This is a genomic window from Bordetella genomosp. 7 (assembly GCF_002261415.1).
In the GTDB taxonomy this organism is placed as follows: Bacteria; Pseudomonadota; Gammaproteobacteria; order Burkholderiales; family Burkholderiaceae_B; genus Bordetella_A.
The window spans coordinates 14,026-35,171 of sequence record NZ_NEVI01000016.1 but is presented as its reverse complement, the minus strand read 5'-3'; the positions used below and the strand labels follow the sequence as shown (position 1 = coordinate 35,171).

16 protein-coding genes are annotated in these 21,146 nt (G+C 65.8%); 12 read left to right on the top strand and 4 right to left on the bottom strand.

The window, feature by feature from the left end; all coding sequences use genetic code 11:
* The 7 genes from rluB (at nucleotide 1) to typA (ending at nucleotide 10,259) form a co-directional block, all read left to right on the top strand.
* Nucleotides 1-1,758 (top strand): 23S rRNA pseudouridine(2605) synthase RluB, encoded by a 1,758-nt coding sequence (gene rluB, locus CAL18_RS10870; protein ID WP_170940324.1) that lies wholly within the window; start codon nucleotides 1-3, stop codon nucleotides 1,756-1,758.
* Between the two features lie 401 nt (nucleotides 1,759-2,159).
* Complete coding sequence (gene rimP, locus CAL18_RS10865) at nucleotides 2,160-2,651, top strand: ribosome maturation factor RimP (RefSeq protein ID WP_026638753.1); 492 nt, start codon at nucleotides 2,160-2,162, stop codon at nucleotides 2,649-2,651.
* Entirely contained in the window at nucleotides 2,648-4,126 is a 1,479-nt protein-coding gene (gene nusA, locus CAL18_RS10860) for a transcription termination factor NusA (protein WP_026638752.1), read from the top strand. Before rimP ends, nusA begins: the two co-directional genes overlap by 4 nt.
* Nucleotides 4,127-4,214: 88 nt before the next feature.
* Nucleotides 4,215-7,226 (top strand): translation initiation factor IF-2, encoded by a 3,012-nt coding sequence (gene infB / locus CAL18_RS10855; protein WP_094817845.1) that lies wholly within the window; start codon nucleotides 4,215-4,217, stop codon nucleotides 7,224-7,226.
* Between the two features lie 23 nt (nucleotides 7,227-7,249).
* The gene (rbfA, locus tag CAL18_RS10850) at nucleotides 7,250-7,651 is read left to right on the top strand and encodes a 30S ribosome-binding factor RbfA (protein WP_026638750.1); all 402 of its coding nucleotides are present in this window, start codon (nucleotides 7,250-7,252) and stop codon (nucleotides 7,649-7,651) included.
* 38 nt (nucleotides 7,652-7,689) lie between these two features.
* The gene (gene truB / locus CAL18_RS10845; RefSeq protein WP_026638749.1) at nucleotides 7,690-8,442 is read left to right on the top strand and encodes a tRNA pseudouridine(55) synthase TruB; all 753 of its coding nucleotides are present in this window, start codon (nucleotides 7,690-7,692) and stop codon (nucleotides 8,440-8,442) included.
* A complete protein-coding gene (typA, locus tag CAL18_RS10840; protein WP_026638748.1) occupies nucleotides 8,439-10,259 on the top strand; it encodes a translational GTPase TypA in 1,821 nt (606 codons plus the stop codon). The genes truB and typA overlap by 4 nt, the downstream gene beginning before the upstream one ends.
* A gap of 49 nt (nucleotides 10,260-10,308) precedes the next feature.
* Here the strand turns inward: typA and CAL18_RS10835 are convergent, their stop codons facing one another.
* Entirely contained in the window at nucleotides 10,309-10,707 is a 399-nt protein-coding gene (locus CAL18_RS10835; RefSeq protein ID WP_026638747.1) for a tautomerase family protein, read from the bottom strand.
* A gap of 122 nt (nucleotides 10,708-10,829) precedes the next feature.
* On the opposite strand from CAL18_RS10835, the gene CAL18_RS10830 reads away from it, so the two are divergent.
* A complete protein-coding gene (locus tag CAL18_RS10830) occupies nucleotides 10,830-11,687 on the top strand; it encodes a LysR substrate-binding domain-containing protein (protein ID WP_094817844.1) in 858 nt (285 codons plus the stop codon).
* A 4-nt stretch (nucleotides 11,688-11,691) separates the two neighbouring features.
* On the opposite strand, the gene CAL18_RS10825 is transcribed toward CAL18_RS10830, so the two are convergent.
* The gene (locus CAL18_RS10825; protein ID WP_026638745.1) at nucleotides 11,692-12,315 is read right to left on the bottom strand and encodes a TIGR00730 family Rossman fold protein; all 624 of its coding nucleotides are present in this window, start codon (nucleotides 12,313-12,315) and stop codon (nucleotides 11,692-11,694) included.
* Nucleotides 12,316-12,367: 52 nt separating this feature from the next.
* Here CAL18_RS10825 and polA point away from each other — a divergent pair, with 52 nt between their 5' ends.
* The 3 genes from polA (at nucleotide 12,368) to CAL18_RS10810 (ending at nucleotide 16,859) form a co-directional block, all read left to right on the top strand.
* Entirely contained in the window at nucleotides 12,368-15,085 is a 2,718-nt protein-coding gene (gene polA, locus CAL18_RS10820; protein WP_038852065.1) for a DNA polymerase I, read from the top strand.
* A 73-nt stretch (nucleotides 15,086-15,158) separates the two neighbouring features.
* Nucleotides 15,159-16,031, top strand: a complete 873-nt coding sequence (locus tag CAL18_RS10815; RefSeq protein WP_094796788.1) for a ZIP family metal transporter — start codon at nucleotides 15,159-15,161, stop codon at nucleotides 16,029-16,031.
* A 36-nt stretch (nucleotides 16,032-16,067) separates the two neighbouring features.
* A complete protein-coding gene (locus CAL18_RS10810) occupies nucleotides 16,068-16,859 on the top strand; it encodes a dienelactone hydrolase family protein (RefSeq protein WP_026638744.1) in 792 nt (263 codons plus the stop codon).
* A 40-nt stretch (nucleotides 16,860-16,899) separates the two neighbouring features.
* On the opposite strand, the gene CAL18_RS10805 is transcribed toward CAL18_RS10810, so the two are convergent.
* Nucleotides 16,900-18,561 (bottom strand): Na/Pi cotransporter family protein, encoded by a 1,662-nt coding sequence (locus CAL18_RS10805; RefSeq protein WP_094817843.1) that lies wholly within the window; start codon nucleotides 18,559-18,561, stop codon nucleotides 16,900-16,902.
* 163 nt (nucleotides 18,562-18,724) lie between these two features.
* Between CAL18_RS10805 and CAL18_RS10800 the strand changes: the two genes are divergently transcribed.
* The gene (locus tag CAL18_RS10800) at nucleotides 18,725-20,116 is read left to right on the top strand and encodes an L-serine ammonia-lyase (RefSeq protein ID WP_094817842.1); all 1,392 of its coding nucleotides are present in this window, start codon (nucleotides 18,725-18,727) and stop codon (nucleotides 20,114-20,116) included.
* Nucleotides 20,117-20,219: 103 nt separating this feature from the next.
* Here the strand turns inward: CAL18_RS10800 and lpxO are convergent, their stop codons facing one another.
* Nucleotides 20,220-21,119: a lipid A hydroxylase LpxO gene (gene lpxO / locus CAL18_RS10795; protein WP_026638741.1), complete on the bottom strand. Its 900-nt coding sequence runs from the start codon at nucleotides 21,117-21,119 to the stop codon at nucleotides 20,220-20,222.
* Nucleotides 21,120-21,146 lie beyond the last annotated feature (27 nt).

Here is a 21,146-nt window from a genome sequence, read left to right as displayed (position 1 = left end):
ATGCAAGAAGATGACTTTCCTGTTCCCGGCGTGACTGCGCAGGCTGCTCCTGCGGCGCCGGCCGTTTCCGACGCAGGGCCGGACGGGGCTGAGTCCGCCGCCGCCGGCGAAGCCGCGGAAAACGGTAATGCCCGCGGGCGCGGCCGCAAGCTGCGCACGCCGTTTCGCCGCCGGCGCGCGGACGCTGCCGGCGCGGCGGCCGGCGCCCCTGAGCCGGGCGGCAATGACGCGCCGGCCGAGGCGCGCGCGGCCGGCCCCCAGGGCGATAACCGCGGGTCCGAGCACGAGGCCGAACAGGCTTTGTCTTTTCTCGATCAGGCCGCGCGCATCGAGCAACGTCTGGGCAAATATCTGAACAGCGATGCGGCCATGCCCAAGCTGCACAAGGTCCTGGCCGATGCCGGCATGGGCTCGCGCCGCGAAATGGAAGAACTGATCACTGCCGGGCGCGTATCGGTCAATGGCGAGCCGGCCCACATAGGCCAGCGGGTGGGGCCGTCGGATGTGGTTCGTGTCAATGGCAAGCCCATCGTGCGTCCCAACACCCGCAAGCCGCCTCGTGTCATCCTGTATCACAAACCTGCGGGCGAAATCGTCAGCCACGACGACCCTGCCGGCAGGGCCAGCGTCTTTGCCCGGCTGCCCAAATTGCGCACCGGCAAATGGCTCTCTGTCGGGCGCCTGGATCTCAATACCGAAGGCCTGCTCATTTTCACCACCTCGGGCGACATGGCCAACCGCATCATGCATCCGCGCTATGGCACCGAACGCGAATACGCGGTGCGGGTGCTCGGCGAAATGGACGACGCGACGCGCAAGTCCCTGGTCGAAGGCATTCAGCTCGAAGACGGCATGGCCGCGTTCGGCACGCTTGACTACCTGGGCGGCGACGGCAGCAACCGCTGGTATCGCGTCACTCTCCAGGAAGGCCGCAACCGCGAAGTCCGTCGCATGTTCGAAGCCGTGGGCGTCACCGTCAGCCGATTGATCCGTACCCGTTTCGGCGATCTGGTACTGCCGCGTACATTGCGCCGTGGCCGCTGGGAAGAGCTCGACTCCAAGCTGGTCACCGCCCTGATGGTGCAGCTTGGCCTGTTGCGCGACGACGACGATGCCGACGGCGGACGGGTGCGCCAGCCGCGCTCTCACGACAGTGCGCTGCCGCCGGGCTTTGGCACGCTGGAACGCAATGGCATGAACGGCGCGCGCATCGGCCGGCGCGGCAAGCTGCAGGGCGGCCGCGCGGGCAGTCCGGGCGCTGTGGCGTCTTCGCCGTCCGATCCATTCGGCACCGGCCTGATGATCACGGGCGGCTACGCCAATGGCCATCCGCTGGGCAAGGACGCCGGGCGCGGCAAGGGCGGCAAGGGCGGCAAGCCGGGCAAGAGCGGCGCAGCCAAGGCGGGTGGCGCCCGGCCCGCAGGGCCCAAGACGCCCAAGAATGGCAAGCCGCGGCGGCCGGGCAAGGCAGTCGGCCCGGACGCAGCCGCAGCCGCGGTCGTGGCGGGAACGGCGCCTGCCGCAGCCGCGCCGCGCAAGAGCGGCCCCGGCAAACCCGGCAAGCCCGGCAAGCCTGCCGGGCCCGTGGGGCGCAACGGTCAGCCGGGGGCAGGGCGCGGCAGCGCCAAGGCCCAGGGCGGCAAGGCGCGCGCCAAGCGCAGCTCGGCCAAGGGCGACGATTGGCAGCCCAAGAGCGCCTCGGCGCACGAGTCCCGCCTGGGATTTCTGGGCGGTTCGCGCGGGCGCGGCGGCCGTTAAGCCGCGCGGCCTGGCCTTGCAGGCGCGCGGGCCCGCAGAATCTGGCTGTAAACCCGTGAGCTAGCAGGCAATTTTCCCGGTAATCTGGTAAAATTGCTGGTTTTCATGGCGTGGGGCCATCGCACGGGCGTGCCCGTGTGGCGTCCGGTGCGGGTGGCGGCGTGTAAAAGCGGCGCATGCCTGGCGTGCGACGTGGCTTGATGTGGTGGCTTTGCGGTTTGCCAGGTTCGCGACCAGGTCGCCCCGGGCGGCTGCTACGGCCCGCGCGCAGGAACAAAAGGTCGCAATATTTGGGCTCGGGCCCGGTGGTGGGGTTTTCCGGCGGGTCGTCCCGCAGAAGGCCCTGCCCGGGTGCCGGGCAATACGGTGGGCTGGGTTTGCAGCCCATTTTTTTTGAGTGTATGGCTGATTTATACGCATTGACCCAAGAGGCGCTAGCCGGAATGGACGTCGAACTGGTCGACGTCGAACGTGCCGCGCTCGGCTTGTTGCGCGTCACCATCGACAAGGCCGGCGGGGTGCGCATCGAAGACTGCGAACAAGTGTCGCGGCAGTTGTCGCGCGTCTACGAAGTCGAAAACATCGACTACAAGCGTCTCGAGGTCGGCTCGCCGGGCGTCGATCGCCCGTTGCGCACCGAGGCCGAGTTCCGCCGATTCGCGGGCGAGCGTATCGAAATCAAGCTGCGTCAGCCGCTGGACGGCCGCAAGGTGTTCACCGGCATCCTGTCCGTGCCCGAGGCCGACAGCGGCGCGGGCGCCGACACGCAGGCCGTATTCGGTCTCGAATTCGAGGCAAAAAAAGACGACATCCAGGTCTTGAACTTCACGCTCGCCGATGTCGAGCGTGCCAAGCTGGATCCCGTTCTGGATTTCAAGGGCAAAAAGCGATGAGTCGCGAAATTCTTCTGTTGGTCGATGCCTTGGCGCGTGAAAAAAACGTCACGCGCGAAGTGGTTTTCGGGGCGCTTGAAAGCGCGCTGGCTTCGGCCATGAAAAAACGCTTCAAGGAAGACGCCGATATCCGCGTCGCCATCGACCGTGAAACCGGCAGCCACGAGGGCTTTCGCCGGTGGCTGGTGGTGCCCGACGAGGCCGGCCTGCAGGAACCCGACAGGCAGGAATTGCTGTCTGATGCATGCGAGCTGGTGCCCAATATCCAGGTCGGCGAATACATCGAGGAACCCCTCGAGCCCATCGAGTTCGGCCGTATCGGTGCGCAGGCCGCCAAGCAGGCCATCCTGCAGAAAATCCGCGATGCCGAGCGCGAGCAGGTGCTCAACGACTTCCTTGACCGTGGCGAGACCATCATCTCCGGCACGATCAAGCGCATGGACAAGGGCGACATCATTGTTGAAACCGGCAAGATCGAAGCCCGCCTGCCGCGTTCCGAAATGATCCCCAAGGAAAACTTCCGGGTCGGCGACCGCCTGCGCGCCTACGTGCTGCGCGTGGACCACGCCGCCCGGGGGCAGCAGGTCATTCTCTCGCGCACGTCGCCCGAATTCATCCGCCAATTGTTCGAAAACGAAGTGCCGGAAATCGAACAGGGGCTGCTCGAGATCAAGGCCGCCGCGCGTGATCCCGGCGTACGGGCCAAGATCGCCGTCGTTGCCTATGACAAGCGCATCGATCCCATCGGCACCTGCGTAGGCATGCGGGGTTCGCGTGTTACCGCGGTGCGCAACGAGCTCGGCGGCGAACAGGTCGACATCGTGCTGTGGTCCGAAGACCCTGCCCAGTTCGTCATCGGCGCGCTGGCGCCGGCCAATGTCGAGTCGATCGTGGTCGACGAAGACAAGCACGCCATGGACGTGGTGGTCGACGAAGAAAACCTGCCCAAGGCCATTGGCGCCAAGGGCCAGAACGTGCGCCTGGCGTCCGAACTCACCGGCTGGCAGATCAACATCATGACGCCGGAAGAAAGCCTCAGCCGCCAGGAGGCCGAGCGCGCCGACCTGCGCGCCACGTTCATGAACAAGCTCGACGTCGACGAAGAAGTCGCCGACATTCTCATCGACGAGGGCTTCACCGGTATCGAGGAAATCGCCTACGTTCCCATGCAGGAACTGCTGGAAATCGAGGCGTTCGACGAAGACACCATCAACGAGCTGCGCTCTCGCGCCCGCAATGCGTTACTTACCGAGGCCATCGCCCAGGAAGAGCGCCTTGAAACGGCACAAGACTTGCTCGAACTCGAAGGCATGACGCCGGAACTGGCTTCCAAGCTGGCGGAACGGCAAGTGCTGACGCGCGATGACCTGGCCGAGCTGGCCGCCGACGAGCTTGCCGAAATTTCCGGCCTCGACGAGCAGCAGTCCAGCGAGCTGATCATGCGCGCCCGGGCCCACTGGTTCGATGAAGAATAACCAGGCGGGTGCCGAACCAGGTGCAAGGGCGGTAACGCCGCCCGCGTACCGTTGTTGTAATCGCTGCATATAGAGGGAAGATAGCCTAATGTCGAGTAATACTGTCGCCCAGTTCGCTACCGAGCTGAAAATGCCTGCCAACGTGCTGCTGGAGCAGCTGCGTGCGGCTGGCGTTGACCTCAACTCGGTAGACGACGCGGTTACCGACAGCGACAAGGCGAAGTTGCTCGACTCGCTGCGCCGCGCCCATGGCGCGACCGAGGGCAAGAAGATCACCTTGACGCGTCGCCAGACCTCCGAAATCCGCCAGGCCGATGCCACCGGCCGTTCGCGCACCATTCAGGTCGAAGTCCGCAAGAAGCGCGTGTTCGTCAAGCGCGATCCTTCCGAGCTCGCCCTCGAACAGGCGCGTGCCGAGGCGGCGCCGGCTGTGCCCGAGGCCCCGGCCGCGCCCGTCGAGCCGGCCGTCCCCGCGCCCGCCGCAGTGCAGCCAGCGCCCGAACCCGCCGCGCCGGCCCCGTCCGCGCCTGCGGCACAAGACCAGGAACCGGCCGCCGAGCCTGCTCCTGCCCCCGCGGCCCAGGCCCAGCCTGAGCCCCAACCCGAACCGGCGGCCCAGCCGGCAGAAGCTCCGGCCGAACCCGCGCCGCCCGCTGAAGCCGAGCCCGTCGCCGAGCGCGAGGCCGAGCCGGCCTCGCCGCAACCTGCTGTGCAAGCCGAAATCGATACCGCTACTGAATCCCCTGCGCAAGCCGCCCCGGTCAAGTCCGAGCCGGCCGCAGCAAAATCCGAATCCCCGGCAGCGGCGCCCGCGCCGAGCCGCCCTGCAGGTGGCCGTCCAGAGGGCCGTCCTGCAGCAGGCCGCCCCACGGAAGGCCGCCCCACGGATGGCCGCCCCACGGCTGGCCGTCCTGCCGCCACGCCGGCGGCCGCGGCGCCTGCGCCCGATACCGCCGCCCGCGAGCAGGCTCGCCGCGCGGCCGAAGCCGAAGCCGCCGCGTTGCGCGAAATGCTGAACCGTCCGCGCAAGGTCCTGCGTGCGCCCGAACCCGAGGCGCCTGCCGCGGCCCTGTCCGGCACGCTGCACAAGCCGGCCGGCAAGGCAACCACGCCGGGCGCCAAGAAAGACGCCAAGCCGGGTGCGGTCGGATCCAAGAAAACCATCAAGACCGCCGAAGTCGCCTCCACCTGGAGCGATGATGCTTCCCGCAAGAAGCCGGCCGACACCAAGTCGGGCGCTCCTTCCCGCGACGGCTGGCGCGCCGGCGGCAAGGGCGGCAAGGGTGGCCGCAACAGCCGCAACCAGCAGGCCGACCGCCGTCACGAGGCCGCGCCGCAGGAATTCATTGCGCGCGAAGTACACGTGCCCGAAACCATCAGCGTGGCCGACCTGGCGCACAAGATGTCCGTCAAGGCCGCCGAGGTCATCAAGCAGTTGATGAAGCTGGGCCAGATGGTAACCATCAACCAGGTGCTCGACCAGGAAACCGCGATGATCGTGGTCGAAGAGCTCGGGCACGTGGCTATTGCGGCCAAGCTCGACGACCCCGAAGCCTTCCTCGACGAAACGCCGGGCGTTGCCGAAGCCGAATCCCTGCCGCGCGCGCCCGTGGTTACCGTCATGGGCCACGTCGACCACGGCAAGACCTCGCTGCTCGACTTCATCCGCCGCTCCAAGGTGGCCTCGGGCGAAGCCGGCGGCATCACGCAGCACATCGGCGCGTACCACGTCGAAACCGAGCGTGGCGTTGTCACCTTCCTCGACACCCCGGGTCACGAAGCGTTTACCGCCATGCGGGCGCGCGGCGCCAAGGCAACCGACATCGTCATCCTGGTGGTGGCCGCCGATGATGGCGTCATGCCGCAAACCCGCGAAGCCATTCACCATGCCAAGGCCGGCGGCGTGCCGCTGGTCGTGGCAATCAACAAGATCGACAAGCCCGAAGCCAACCCCGACCGCGTCAAGCAGGAACTGGTGGCCGAAGAAGTCGTGCCCGAAGAATACGGCGGCGACGTGCCGTTCGTGCCGGTTTCCGCCAAGACGGGCACCGGTATCGACGACCTGCTCGAAAACGTGCTGCTGCAGGCCGAAATCCTCGAGCTCAAGGCGCCGATCGACGCGCCGGCCAAGGGGCTGGTCATCGAAGCCAGGCTCGACAAGGGGCGCGGCCCCGTGGCCACCATCCTGGTGCAAAGCGGCACGCTCAAGCGCGGCGATGTCGTGCTGGCGGGCGCCAGCTTCGGCCGCGTGCGCGCCATGCTCGACGAGACCGGCAAGCAGGTCCAGGAAGCCGGGCCGTCGATCCCCGTCGAGATCCAGGGCCTGACCGAGGTGCCGGCTGCCGGCGACGAGCTCATCGCCCTGGCCGACGAGCGCAAGGCCCGCGAAATCGCGCTGTTCCGCCAAGGCAAGTTCCGCGACGTCAAGCTGGCCCGTCAGCAGGCTGCCAAGCTCGAGTCCATGTTCGACAACCTGGGCGAGGGCATGCAAACCCTGCCGCTCATCGTCAAGACCGACGTTCAGGGCTCGCAGGAAGCGCTGGTGGCTTCGCTTACCAAACTGTCCACCGACGAAGTGCGCGTGCAAGTGGTGCATGCGGCCGTGGGCGGCATTTCCGAAAGCGACGTCAACCTTGCCATCGCCTCCAATGCCGTGGTCATCGGCTTTAACGTCCGCGCCGAGCAAAGCGCCAAGAAGCTGGCCGAATCCAATGGCATCGACCTGCGCTACTACAACATCATCTACGACGCCGTGGATGAAGTGAAGGCGGCCATGTCGGGCATGCTGGCGCCCGAGAAAAAAGAAGAGGTCATCGGCCTGGTCGAAGTGCGCGAGGTCTACTCCATTTCGCGTATCGGCAACGTTGCGGGCTGCATGGTGCTCGACGGCTTGGTTCGCCGCGATTCGCAAGTCCGCCTGCTGCGCAACAACGTCGTGCACTGGACCGGCCACCTCGATTCGCTGCGCCGCTTCAAGGACGACGTCAAAGAGGTCAAGTCCGGCTTCGATTGCGGCCTGACGCTGCGCGGCAGCAATGACATCCAGGTGGGCGACCAGCTGGAAATCTTTGAAATCAAGGAGATCGCCCGCTCCCTGTAAGGGGCGGCGTTTCCGGGTCGTTCATGAGTCGTCACAAGTCCAAATCCATCCCCGGCCGCAACCTGCGGCTGGCCGACCAGATCCAGAAAGACCTGGCCGGCCTCATCCAGCGCGAGCTGGATGTATCGCGGGCCGGCCTGATCACGTTGTCCGGCGTCGAGTTGTCTGCCGACTACGCGCACGCCAAAGTTTATTTCACGGTGTTGGGCGCCGAGCCCGACACCGCCGCCGCGCTGCTCAACGAAAAGGCCGGCTGGCTGCATTCGCAGCTCTACAAGTTGCTGCATATCCACACGGTGCCCACCCTGCGCTTTGTACACGACGCACAGGTCGCCCGCGGCATCGAAATGTCGGCGCTCATCGACCGGGCCAATCGTTCCGGCCCGGTCCCGCACGAGCCCGACGAACCTGAAGACCAGCGCTGACCGGCTGTCGTCGCTGCTTTTTTTTTCCGGATTCGACGATGGCTAAACGACGCGGGCTTGCGCTCGACGGTGTCCTGTTGCTCGACAAGCCTGTGGGTTTGTCGAGCAATCACGCCCTGCAGCGCGCCCGGCGCACTGTCGACGCGGCGAAAGCGGGGCATACCGGCACGCTGGACCCTTTCGCCACCGGGCTGCTGGTGTGCTGCTTCGGTCGCGCCACGAAAATCTCCGGCGCGATGCTCGACGCCGACAAGGCCTACCGTGCCACTTTGCAGTTTGGCGAGGAAACCGATTCCGGCGATCTCACCGGCCATGTGGTGGCGCGGGCCGCGGAGGGTTACAGTGTTACCGAAGCCGCGCTGCGCGAGGTATTGTCACGTTTCCAGGGCGCCATCGAGCAGGTGCCGCCGATGTATTCGGCGCTCAAGCGCGATGGCAAGCCGCTGTACGAGTACGCCCGGCAAGGCATTGAACTCGAACGCCCGCCGCGCCAGGTCACCTTGTATCGTATCGAGCTGGTGCAGTTGCGCGGCAATTGCGCCGAGATCGATGTCGCCTGCAGCAAGGGCACCTATATACGCACGCTGGCCCAGGACATCGGGCGAGCGCTGGGCTGCTATGCCCACCTGTCGGCGCTGCGGCGCACGCTCGTCGGGCCGTTTTCGCTGGATCGCGCCGTCACGATCGAGGCCTTGCAGGCCATGACCGACCCTGCGCAGGCGTTGCTTGCGTTGACCGAATTGCCGGAGGGCTTGCTGCCCCCCAAACAGACCTTAAAGGACCCGCTATGACTCGCGCCCTGCGCAACGTCGCCATCATCGCCCACGTCGACCACGGCAAGACCACCCTGGTTGACCAGCTGCTGCGCCAATCCGGCACTTTCCGCGAAAACCAGGCCGTTACCGAACGGGTGATGGACTCGAACGATCTCGAAAAAGAGCGCGGCATCACCATCCTGGCCAAGAACTGCGCCGTGGAATATCAGGGCACCCATATCAACATCATCGATACGCCGGGGCACGCCGACTTCGGCGGCGAGGTCGAGCGCGTGCTTTCCATGGTCGACGGCGTGCTGTTGCTGGTCGATGCCGTCGAAGGCCCCATGCCGCAGACCATCTTCGTCACACGCAAGGCGCTGGGCCTGGGGCTCAAGCCTATTGTGGTGGTCAACAAGATCGACCGGCCGGGCGCGCGGCCCGACTACGTCATCAACGCGACGTTCGACCTGTTCGACAAGCTCGGGGCCACGGAAGAACAGCTGGACTTTCCCGTGGTGTACGCATCGGGCCTGTCCGGCTACGCCGGCCCGACGCCGGATGTGCGCGAAGGCGACATGCGGCATTTGTTCGAGGCGATTCTCGAACATGTGCCGCAACGCGAAGACGACCCGGACGGCCCTCTGCAAATGCAGATCATCTCGCTGGACTACAACAGCTACGTCGGCAAGATCGGCGTGGGCCGCATCAATCGCGGGCGCATCCGCCCCGGAATGGACGTGGCGTTCCAGTTCGGCCCCGAAGGCGATGCGGGCAAGGGCCGCATCAACCAGGTGCTGAAGTTCAAGGGGCTCGAGCGCGAAGTCGTGTCTGAGGCGGAAGCCGGCGACATTGTGCTCATCAACGGCATCGAAGACATCGGCATCGGGTGCACCGTGATGGACCCGGCCAAGCCCGAGCCATTTCCCATGCTGCGCATCGACGAGCCGACGCTCACGATGAACTTCATGGTGAACACGTCGCCGCTGGCGGGCCGTGAAGGCAAGTTCGTCACCAGCCGTCAGCTGCGCGATCGCCTCGAGCGCGAGCTGAAGTCCAATGTGGCCCTGCGGGTGCGCGACACCGGCGACGATACGGTGTTCGAGGTCTCCGGCCGCGGCGAACTGCACCTGACCATCCTGCTCGAAACCATGCGCCGCGAAGGCTATGAATTGGCCGTTTCGCGGCCCCGGGTGGTGTTCAAGGACATCGACGGCGTCAAGTGCGAGCCTTTCGAAGCCCTTACCGTTGACGTAGAAGACGCCCATCAGGGCGGGGTGATGGAAGAGCTCGGGCGCCGCAAGGGCGACCTGCAGGATATGCAGCCCGACGGCCGTGGCCGCACCCGGCTCGAATACCTGATTCCGGCGCGCGGCCTGATCGGGTTCCAGAATGAGTTCCTGACGCTGACTCGCGGCACCGGCCTCATGAGCCACATATTCCACGAGTACGCGCCGGTGCGCGAAGGGTCGATCGGCGAGCGCCGTAATGGCGTGCTGATCAGCCAGGACAATGGCGAAGCCGTGGCCTATGCGCTCTGGAAGCTCCAGGACCGCGGCCGCATGTTTGTCAGCCCCGGCGAAGCGCTGTACGAAGGCATGATCATCGGCATACACAGCCGCGATAACGACCTGGTGGTCAACCCCATCAAGGGCAAGCAGCTCACCAACATCCGTGCGTCCGGCACCGACGAGGCGGTGCGCCTGGTTCCGCCCATCCAGCTCACGCTGGAGTACGCAGTCGAGTTCATCGACGACGATGAACTGGTCGAGATCACGCCCAAATCGATCCGCCTGCGCAAGCGTCACTTGCAGGAGCACGAGCGTCGCCGCGCCGCGCGCGAGAACGCCTGACCGTCGGTAGCGGAGCGGGTCAGCAGGCGGCGCCACGGCGCCGCCTTTTTTACACCCCCGCGCGCTGGTGCCGGTATTCCTGGGTGGCGCCACCGTACCCATAGGCGGTGGCCCGCGCATCGATCACATGCACATACGAGCACTCATGCAGCCTGCCCAGCAGCTGCCCGAAGGCTGTATGAATGGCCGCGATGTAGCGGGCCTTCTCCTGCTTGGTGTTTGTCTCGTCCGTGACGCTGATGTCCAGGTGAAACGCGTGCTGCCCCGTTTCCGACAGGGGTTTTCCGGCGATGAACCAGTCATCCTGCGCGATGTACTGCAGCGTAATGGCGGTGACTTCCGGGGCCTTGCCCAGCACCGCGTGAGTAAGTTCCATGACCTTGTCGACCACTTGCCGGCTGGTCGTGGGGTCGGGCTGTCCCGACAGATGGATGACGATGTGCGGCATGCTGGCTCCCTGGACGGTTAGATGCGGTCTCGATCGACCGTGCCGCCAGTCTAGTGGCGCCTTTGACATCTGAAAAACGGGAATTTACGATAGCATCCAACGAAAAAACCGTTGGATAGATCGTGCAGGGATTCGACCTCGACCAATTGCGCACGTTCGTCGTAGTGCTGGACGCGGGCAGTTTTACGGCCGCGGCGCCGCTGGTGCACCTGTCGCAATCCGCCGTCAGCGAACAAATACGCAAGCTGGAACAGCGTGCCGGCCAGCCGCTGCTGGCGCGCGGCAAGACGGGTGTGCGCGCCACCCCCGCGGGCCTGCGCCTGCAGGCCCACGCGGCGCGCATCCTGGCCATGGCGGACGAGGCCCTGCGCGACCTGCGAGGCGTGCCGCTCGATGGTGAGCTGCGCCTGGCGCTCACCGATTACTTCCGCCCCCGCGATGTCGCCGGGCTGCTGCGGCGCCTGAACCAGCGCTATCCCCAGGTGCGCCTGCACGTGGCGATCATGAAAAGCGGCGAGGTCGAGGCGGCTTGCGCCCAAGGCGAGTACGACCTTGGCCTGACGATGCAGGTGTGCGTCCCGGGCGCCAGGCGAACGCCGGGCATCGTGTTGCGGCGCGAGCCGCTGTGTTGGATGGGCGCGCCGGGGACGCAAGTGGCGCGCGGTGCGCCGCTGCCGCTGGTGGCCCTGCCCGAATCGTGCGCCCTGCGCCAGTTCGCCGAACGCCTGCTGGTACGCCGAGGCCGCATGTACACGGTGGCGCACGTCGCCTCCGGCGTGGCCGGCGTGCAACTGGCGCTGGCCGCCGGACTGGGCGTGGCCTGCCTGAACGAGTCGGCGCTGGCTCCCGGGGTCGAACGGCTGTCAGGCGCGGGCCTGCCCGCGCTGCCCCAGGTTCAGTTTGCATTGCTGCCCGCGCGCGCCGACGAAAGCGAGTTTGTGGTGCGTGCGCGGCAGGCGTTGGCAGAAGCGCTGGCTTAGCAGGTCAGCCGGGCAGGGTGGGCGGATAATTCGGCGTGCGCCGTTGGCTATGAAAGTCCACGACGCATTGCACGACCTTGTCCGGATCGTCTTCTATCGTAAACAGCTCCAGGTCGTGTGCCGCAATCATGCCGTTGGGCAGCATCTGTTCGCCCAGCCATTGCACCAGGCCCTGCCAGTACTCGCTGCCCACCAGGATGATGGGCGCGGGCGGCACCTTGCCTGTCTGGATCAGGGTCAGGGCTTCGAACAACTCATCCATGGTGCCAAAGCCGCCGGGCAGCGCCACATAGGCAAAGCTGTGCATGAAAAAAGTGGCCTTGCGCGAATAAAAATACTCGAACGACAGGCTGATGGTCTGGTATTCATTATTGTGCGCTTCATGCGGCAGGCTGATGTTCAGGCCCACGCTGACGCCGCCAGCCTCGAAGGCGCCTTTATTGGCGGCTTCCATGATGCCGGGGCCGCCGCCCGCAATAACCGCAAAGCCGGCCTGGGCCAGCGCCGTGGAAATGGCGACGCACCTCTGGTAATGCGGCGAATCGCGGCTGATGCGGGCGCTTCCGAATACGCTGACGGCGGGGCCGATGTCGGCCAATTGTTCTGCCGCCTCCTGTATCTCTGACATAATCACCGGTATTTGCTTACCGGCGGGCGTTTCTAGTTCTGCTTTTGTAACCATGAATAAAACCTTATTGCTGGTCGACGGTTCGAGCTACCTGTACCGCGCTTTTCACGCTATGCCCGATCTGCGCAATGCGCAAGGTGAGCCAACGGGTGCGCTCTACGGCGTCGTAAATATGCTGCGCAAGCTGGTGTCGGATCATAAAGCAGACTACGCAGCGTGCGTTTTCGATGCGCGCGGCAAAACATTCCGCGACGATCTGTTCCCCGACTATAAGTCTCATCGTCCTCCCATGCCCGACGACCTGGCCGCGCAGATCGAGCCCATCCACCAGGCCGTGAAGGCCCTGGGGTGGCCGGTGCTGGCCATCGAAGGCGTCGAAGCCGACGACATCATCGGCACCCTGGCCCATCATGCCGCGCGGCAAGGCGTACACACCATTGTCTCTACCGGCGATAAAGACCTCGCCCAGTTGGTTACTCCCCAAGTCACGCTGGTCAATACCATGAGCGGCGAAGTGCTCGACGTCGCCGGCGTAGAGCGCAAGTTCGGCGTGCCGCCCCAGCGCATCGTCGATTATCTGATGCTCGTGGGCGACACGGTCGACAACGTGCCCGGCGTTACCAAGGTAGGGCCCAAGACGGCCGCGAAATGGCTGGCCGAGCATGGCTCTATCGACGCTCTGGTGGCTCAGGCCGACACCATCAAGGGCGTAGCAGGTAGCAATCTGCGTGCCGCCATCGACCAGTTCCCCCTGACACGCCAGTTGCTTACGGTAAAGTGCGATTGCGATCTTACCGGCCACGTGGCATCCATCGACGATCTGGCGCCCAGCCAGCCCGATGTCGAGACCCTGCAGGCGCTGTACGAGCGCTATGGGTTCCGCACCTGGCTGCGCGAACTTACCGGCGATGCCCAGCGAGTGCCCGCGGGCGACGCCCGCGTCATCGCCGAAGCGCCGGCTGCGCCGGCCGAACTGCGATACCAGATCATCTCGACCTGGCCGGCCTTTGATGAATGGATGGCGCAGGTGGCCGACGCCCCGCTGGTCGCCGTCGATACCGAAACCACCTCGCTCGACGAAATGCAGGCCAGCCTGGTGGGCATTTCCATGGCCGTGGCGCCCGGCGTGGCTTGCTATATTCCCGTGGCCCATCGCGGGCCCGACAGCGCCGAGCAATTGCCCAAGCAGGCGGTGCTCGAGCGCCTGCGCGATTGGCTGCAAGATCCGGCGCGTGCCAAGCTGCTGCACCACGCCAAGTACGACGCTCACGTGTTTGCCAACGAGGGCATCGCCCTGGCGGGCATCGTCGACGACACGATGTTGCAGGCCTACGTGCTGGAATCCCACCGCGGCGTGGGCCTGAATGATCTGGCGCAGCGTTATCTGGGGCGGGGCGGCATCACGTACGAGGAACTCTGCGGCAAGGGCGCCAAGCAGATCTGTTTCGACGAAGTGGCGGTCGATCGTGCCGGCCACTACGCGTGCGAAGACGCCGATTTCACGCTGCAGCTGCACCATGCCCTGCGTCCCAGGGTGGCCGCCGACCCCGGCCTCGAGCGCATCTACGAGCTCGAAATCCAGGTGTCGCGCGTGCTGACCATTATCGAGCGCAATGGCGTCAGGGTCGACGCTGCGGAACTGGCCCGCCAGAGTCACAAGCTGGGGCAGGAAATGCTCGTGCTGGAACAGCGCGCCTATGAACTGGCCGGTCAGCCGTTCAACCTGAATTCGCCCAAGCAATTGGGCGAGATCCTCTTTGGCCGCATGCAATTGCCGGTGGTGCGCAAGACGGCCAGCGGGGCACCGTCCACCGACGAAGAAGTGCTGTCCAAGCTGGCCCGTGACTATCCCTTGCCGCAGGTACTGCTCGAATACCGGGGCCTGTCCAAGCTGAAATCCACCTATACCGACAAGCTGCCGCGCATGATCAATGCGCGCACGGGCCGCGTGCATACACATTACTCGCAGGCCGCCGTCATCACGGGGCGGCTGGCGTCGTCCGAGCCCAACCTGCAGAACATTCCGGTACGTACCGAAGCGGGCAGAAGGGTGCGCGAGGCCTTCATCGCCGAACAGGGCGTGCTGGTCTCGGCCGATTATTCGCAGATCGAGCTGCGCATCATGGCGCACGTGTCCGATGACGCCAATCTGCAGCAGGCGTTCGCTGCGGGCGAAGACATCCACCGCGCCACGGCGTCCGAAATCTTTGGCGTGCCGCTGGCCGAGGTCGGCGCAGAGCAGCGCCGCGCCGCCAAGGCCATCAACTTCGGCCTGATCTACGGCATGGGCGTATTTGGCCTGGCTTCCAACCTGGGCATCACCCGCGACGCCGCGCAGGCCTACATCGACCGGTATTTCGCGCGCTACCCCGGCGTGGCCCAGTATATGGAGCACACCCGGCAACTGGCGCGCCAGCAAGGCTATGTCGAGACCGTATTCGGCCGTCGCCTGCAATTGCCCGACATCCGCGCCGCGTCCGGCCCGCGACGGCAGGGCGCCGAGCGCGCGGCCATCAATGCGCCCATGCAGGGCACGGCGGCCGACCTGATCAAGATGGCCATGGTCGCCGTGCAGGACTGGCTCGCCGCCGAACGCATGGCGTCGCGCATGATCATGCAGGTACACGACGAACTGGTGCTCGAAGTGCCCGATGACGAACTCGCCACGGTGCGCGCCCATTTGCCGGAGCTCATGTGCGGGGTGGCGCAGCTGCGGGTGCCGCTGGTGGCCGAGGTAGGCGCTGGCCCCAATTGGGAGCAGGCGCACTAGCGGCAGAGGGACGCCGGGGGTAGCTGCATGAAATGATATAATATATCTTCTTCTACCCTCCGCTAAGTCACCCATGCTGCTCTTCTGGATCTTGCTGGCCACCATGTCCGGCGGCCTTCTTGCCGTAGCGGCCGCCAGCTGGCTCGCCTATCGCGTTTTCAGCAAGTATCTGCACCACATGGTTAGCCTGTCGGTAGGCGTGCTGTTGTCGGTGGCCTTGCTGCATCTGCTGCCCGAGGCCTTCGAAAGCGCCACCGCCGACGCCCATACCTTGTTCGCCCTGATGCTGGCCGGCCTGCTCGGTTTTTTCGTGCTCGAGAAAATTGCCCTGCTGCGCCACAGCCATCACCACGAGGGCGACGGCCATCATCACCACAAGGGGCACGACCGCCACGAGGCCGGGCGCGGCGGCGTGCTCATCCTGGTGGGCAGTTCATTGCACAACCTGTGCGACGGTGTGCTGGTGGCAGCCGCCTTTCTGGCCGATCCCGTGCTGGGCGTGCTGACCGCGGCGTCCATCATCGTGCACGAGGTGCCGCACAAGCTCGGTGACTTCGTCGTGCTGATCAACGCGGGCCTGGCGCGCCGGCGGGCCTTTGTGCTGATTCTGTGTTCCGGCCTGTGCACCGCGCTGGGCGGGGTGATCGGTTTTTTCGCCTTGCAGGACGCGCAGCAGTGGGTGCCATACGTGCTGGTCGTCGCCGCCAGCAGCTTTCTATATATTTCGGTGGCCGACCTGATCCCGCAGATGCATGAGCGCGGCTCGCTGCGCGAAGCGGTACCGCAGTTGCTGCTGGTGAGCGCAGGCGTTATCGTCATCTATGGCGTCACGTCGTTGCTGCATCATGGGCCGGCGCACGGGCACGAGCATGCCCACGGCGCGGCGCATGGCCACACGCACGAAACGGCGCGGCCCGCCGGCCATCAGGCCACCCACGAGCACTAGGGCCCGTTTCGGGGCCCGCCAGTACAGGAGTCCCACATGAGCTTTGCCCCCGCTGCCGGCAATCCTGCAGACACCACCATCCATACTGACGCCGACGGCCTCGCGCACGGTGTATTCGACCTGCCCGTGCACGACGGCTCGATTTCCGCCTATTACGCGGCGCCGCAGGGCCGCACTGGCCTGCCCGTGGTGCTGGTGGTGCAGGAAATATTCGGCGTGCACGAGCACATCAAGGATATCTGCAGGCGTCTGGCCAAGGCCGGCTACCTGGCCGTGGCTCCCGAGCTGTACCAGCGCCAGGGCGATGCGGCGGCCTATACCGACGTGCCCAAGCTGATCCAGGAAATTGTCGCCAAGGTTCCCGACGAACAGGTCTACGCCGACCTCGATGCCAGCCTGGCATGGGCCGAGCAAAATGGCGGCGATACCCGGCGCGCGGGCATCACCGGTTTCTGCTGGGGCGGGCGCCTTACCTGGATGTATGCCGCCCGCAACCCCGCCATCAAGGCTGGCGTGGCGTGGTATGGCAAGCTCAGCACCGGCCACGGCCCGCTGATCAAGCAGGTCGTGCTCGACGTGGCGGCCGACCTGCAAGGCCCCGTGCTGGGCCTTTACGGCGGCAAGGATGCCAGCATTCCGCTGGAAGACGTCGATGCGCTGAAGGCAACGTTGGCGCAGGGCAATGCCGCCGCGCGCGCTTCAGAAGTGGTGGTGTATCCCGACGCCGGCCACGGTTTCCTGGCCGATTACCGGCCGATGTACCGCGCCGCCGACGCTCGCGACGGCTGGCAGCGGATGTTGGATTGGTTCCAGCGCCACCTGGCCTGACCGGACGGCCTGCCGCGGCGCCCGGGCTGTCGCGGCAGGCTCAGTCTTCCGTTGGGCGCAGGCGGCTCGGAAGAAGTTCGCCGCGGCGCGCCAGCAGCGGATACGCCGACGCGCCCACGACGTGCGAGTTGATGCCTTTCATGTCCCGCACGATATCCATGTACAAGGCGCCGACCTCGGCTGCATCCACTTCGCCGGACTTGATTTTCTGCAGGTGCAGCTCGGCCTCGTGCGTTTCCAGCTCACGGAAGCGCGCCTTCTCGCGCGCCAGCTCCCGGGCCTGTCGCACGTCGTCGTTGACAAACAGGGCCGCCGCCTGACGCTGGTTCGCGATCAGGCGACCCAGCGTTTCGTCCAGCCGCTGGCGCTGCTCGGGCAGCAGCGCCCAGCCGTGCTTGCGCAGGCGGCCCACGTGATTCAGCAGGCCATGGTATGCGATGTCGCCGGCGTGGCCGATATTGCTGGCAAAGGCCAGGATGTCGTCGAGCCGCTTCACATCGTCGCCGGTCATGTTCTCGCGGTCGAGCAGAGCCAGATAAGTGATGATGGCCGTCTCGATCTTGTCGAGCGCATTATCGAGCTGGCGCGCCTGCACCATGCGGTGGCGGTTGTCGCGCTTGAAGCCCGCCCGCGCATACATCAGCAAGGTCTGCAGCATGTCGGCCATGCGCAGCGCCTCGCGCGCTGCGTTGCCCAGCGCCACCGCCGGCACGTCGTGCGCCGCCTCGTCCAGGTATTGCGGTCGCGCCGGGTCGTTGGGATCGGTGCGCTTGGGCAGCCAGCGGATCAGCAGCGCCGCATACGGGCCCAGCAAGGGCAGAAAGACCAGGGCCACGGCGGTGTTGAACACCGTGTGGAAGTTCGCCACTTCGCGCGCGCTGTCTCCACCCAGTATAGCTATCCAGCCGGGCAGCCAGGGCAGCAATATCAGGCCGGCAAGCACGCCGGCCACGCGGGTCAGCAAGTTGCCCAGCGGCAGCCGGCGGGCGGCCGGATCGTCGCCGCTGACGCCTTCGATCATGGGGTTGACGGCCGTGCCCAGGTTGGCGCCCAGCACCAGGGCGATAGCCAGTTCGGGCGCCACCAGGTGATGGTCGGCAAGCGACATGACCAGCACGACCACGGCCACGCTCGAGTGTGCAGCCCAGGTCAGGGCAGCGGCCAGCAGTACGGCAGCCACCGGCTGCGTGGCCAGCGCGTCGAGGATAAGCGCCAGCAGCGGGGCGTTTTGCAGGGGGGCGAACAGCGACACCAGCTGATGCAGGGCGAGCAGCAGCAGGCCCAGGCCGATGAACACCCGGCCCAGGTCGCGGGTGCGCCCGGGCGGATAGCGGCGAAACATCCATACGCCGGCCAGGATCAGCGCCGGCGCCAGCGAGGTCAGGTCGAACGACAGCACCTGCACGATGAGGGTGGTGCCCACATTGGCTCCCAGCATCGCCGCCAGCGCCGGCCCCAGCCCCACGAGCCCCCCCGCGGCAAAGCCGGTGATCATCAGCCCGGTGGCCGTGCTGCTCTGCAGCGCGGCGGTAATGCCCAGGCCGGTTCCGAAGGCGCGCAGGCGCGTGCCCAGGGCGCGCCCCAAAGCGGCGCCCAGCGCCGCGCCGTAGGCGCGTTGTACACCGGTCTGCACCATGTGCACACCCCACAGCAGCAGGGCGACATACCCTGCGAAATCCAGCAAAGGCAGAATCCCAGACATTTATCGTTGGCCGCTCCAGATTCGCCGGCCTTGCCGGCATCAGTAAAATGACATGTCAGACGGCAATCATCGCATGGCCGCGCTCCGGTGCGAAATCCGCTCCCGCAACGCGTTGGCGGCCGTCCGTTAAGCTTGTTGCCGTTGTCTTTGCCGGGAGTCTGCCGTGGCGGTATCTGCCTTTGACCTGTTCAAGATTGGTATCGGGCCATCCAGCTCGCATACGGTTGGCCCCATGCGCGCGGCATTGCTGTTTGCGCAAGGGTTGCAGCGCGACGGGCTCCTGCCGCAGGTTGCCAGCCTGCGCGTCGAGCTCTACGGTTCCCTGGGGGCCACCGGCAAGGGGCACGGCACCGACAAGGGCGTGATGCTGGGCCTCATGGGCCACGCGCCCGACACCGTCGATCCGGCAGCCATTGCCGGCCTGCTGGACCAGGTTCGCGCCCGCAAAGTCTTGCCGTTGCTGGGGCACTTCGATGTGCCCTTCATCGAATGGGAACACATCCTGTTCTACCGCCGCATCGCGCTGGCAGAGCACCCCAACGGCATGAAATTCCACGCCTGCGACAGCAACGGCGATGTCCTGCGCGAGTCCCGGTATCTGTCGGTGGGCGGCGGTTTCGTCGTCACGGCCGGCGCGCCCAACTCGCAGGTTATTGCCGCGCACGATCAGTTGCCCTTTGCCTTTCGTACCGGCCGCGACCTGCTGTCGATGTGCCGTGAAAACGGCCTGACGGTGGCGCAGCTCATGATGCGCAACGAACTCACCTGGCGCGCGCAGGAGCAGGTCGAGGCCGAGCTCGACCGCATCTGGCAGGTGATGCAGGACTGCGTCAGCCGGGGGTGCGGCATTGACCACCCGCAGGCCGATGGCGAACTGCCCGGTCCGCTGAAGGTGCGCCGGCGCGCGCCCGAACTCTACCGAAGCCTGACAGTGCGTGCCGAGCGCACGCTTCCCGATCCGCTGTCTGTGATGGATTGGGTCAACCTGTACGCCATGGCGGTCAATGAAGAAAACGCCGCCGGCGGGCGGGTGGTGACAGCGCCCACCAATGGGGCGGCGGGCATCATTCCGGCGGTGCTGCATTATTACGACCGCTTTGTGCCGGGCGCCAGCTGCGCCGGGGTGCGCGACTTTCTGCTTACCGCCGCCGCGATCGGGCTGCTCTACAAGTACAACGCCTCATTATCCGGGGCCGAGGTGGGTTGCCAGGGCGAGGTGGGCGTCGCCTGTTCCATGGCGGCCGGCGCGCTGGCGGCCGTGCTGGGCGGTACGGTAGAGCAGGTCGAAAACGCCGCGGAAATCGGCATGGAACACAATCTGGGCCTGACGTGCGACCCGGTGGGCGGCCTGGTGCAGATTCCGTGTATCGAGCGCAATGCAATGGCCTCGGTCAAGGCGGTCAACGCCGCACGCATGGCCTTGCGCGGAGACGGCCACCATTATGTGTCGCTGGATTCGGTCATCAAGACCATGCGCGAGACGGGCGCCGACATGAAAACCAAATATAAAGAGACCGCCCGTGGTGGCCTGGCCGTGAACATTGTGGAATGCTGAGGCGCCGCCGGCGCCCGCGCGGCGGTGCGACTATCGCGTGATGGAACCCGGTGTCAGGCTCCGAAGGTGCCCGATACCTCGCATTAGGCGGCAGGGCCTATGCCTACCACGCCAGAAACGCCACCACCGCCAGCACGATCAAGCCCCACTTGGTAGCCTTGTACGCCGTACGGTTCCAGGCCTTGAACTGCTTGCGCTTCTGGTCGATGACCCAATGCGCATGGGTCAGCTTGTTGATCGCGCCGGTCTGGTCGCCGCTGTCGTTGGGCGAACTGGCCGCCGACATCACCACGCGGCCGAACCAGCGGTTGAAGGACTCGGCCCAGCCCCACTTCAGCGGGCGTTCGACGTCGCAGAACAGGATGATGCGATTGGCCTCGGTCTTGTTGTGCGCCTCGTGCACGTAGGTCTCGTCGAACACCACGCTTTCGCCGTCGCGCCAGCTATAGGTTTCGCCATCGACGATGATGTGGCAGGCGTCATCGTTGGGCGTGACCAGCCCCAGGTGATACCGCAGCGAGCCGGCGAACGGGTCGCGGTGGCGGTTGAGCTTGCCGCCGGGCGGCAGCTCGGCGAACATGGCGGCCTTTACCTTGGGCAGCCCTTTCAGTATGGCCACCGTGCGCGGGCACAACTCTTCGGCCGACGGGTGGCGGGCGTCATACCATTTCAGGTAAAAGCGCTTCCAGCCATACTTGAAAAACGAATTGAACCCGATGTCGTCATGGCGCTCGGCGGCCTTGATGCGCCGCAGCTCGGCCATTTTCAGGGCTTCTTCGCGTATGACTTCCCAGTTGTCGTCCAGCACCTGCAGCTCGGGAATCTCGCGGGTGGGCAGGTACGGCGTGGTGGGTACCCGCGAGCACAGCACCATGAACGCGTTGACCGGCGCCAGCAGTACAGACTGGTCCAGCAGCTGGCGTGTCAGCCGCAGTCGCACACGGCCTCGGAAGTGGGCAAACAATATGGAGGCCAGCCATATGCCCGCAATGAGCCATTTCATGGATACGCATGCTTCCGCTGCAAGGCG

Bases quoted from the DNA above. Each gene is read 5' to 3' on its own strand.
- rluB (WP_170940324.1), top strand. From the start codon at position 1: ATGCAAGAAGATGACTTTCCTGTTCCCGGCGTGACTGCGCAGGCTGCT.
- rimP (WP_026638753.1), top strand. From the start codon at position 2,160: ATGGCTGATTTATACGCATTGACCCAAGAGGCGCTAGCCGGAATGGAC.
- nusA (WP_026638752.1), top strand. From the start codon at position 2,648: ATGAGTCGCGAAATTCTTCTGTTGGTCGATGCCTTGGCGCGTGAAAAA.
- infB (WP_094817845.1), top strand. From the start codon at position 4,215: ATGTCGAGTAATACTGTCGCCCAGTTCGCTACCGAGCTGAAAATGCCT.
- rbfA (WP_026638750.1), top strand. From the start codon at position 7,250: ATGAGTCGTCACAAGTCCAAATCCATCCCCGGCCGCAACCTGCGGCTG.
- truB (WP_026638749.1), top strand. From the start codon at position 7,690: ATGGCTAAACGACGCGGGCTTGCGCTCGACGGTGTCCTGTTGCTCGAC.
- typA (WP_026638748.1), top strand. From the start codon at position 8,439: ATGACTCGCGCCCTGCGCAACGTCGCCATCATCGCCCACGTCGACCAC.
- CAL18_RS10835 (WP_026638747.1), bottom strand. From the start codon at position 10,707: ATGCCGCACATCGTCATCCATCTGTCGGGACAGCCCGACCCCACGACC.
- CAL18_RS10825 (WP_026638745.1), bottom strand. From the start codon at position 12,315: ATGTCAGAGATACAGGAGGCGGCAGAACAATTGGCCGACATCGGCCCC.
- polA (WP_038852065.1), top strand. From the start codon at position 12,368: ATGAATAAAACCTTATTGCTGGTCGACGGTTCGAGCTACCTGTACCGC.
- CAL18_RS10815 (WP_094796788.1), top strand. From the start codon at position 15,159: ATGCTGCTCTTCTGGATCTTGCTGGCCACCATGTCCGGCGGCCTTCTT.
- CAL18_RS10810 (WP_026638744.1), top strand. From the start codon at position 16,068: ATGAGCTTTGCCCCCGCTGCCGGCAATCCTGCAGACACCACCATCCAT.
- CAL18_RS10805 (WP_094817843.1), bottom strand. From the start codon at position 18,561: ATGTCTGGGATTCTGCCTTTGCTGGATTTCGCAGGGTATGTCGCCCTG.
- lpxO (WP_026638741.1), bottom strand. From the start codon at position 21,119: ATGAAATGGCTCATTGCGGGCATATGGCTGGCCTCCATATTGTTTGCC.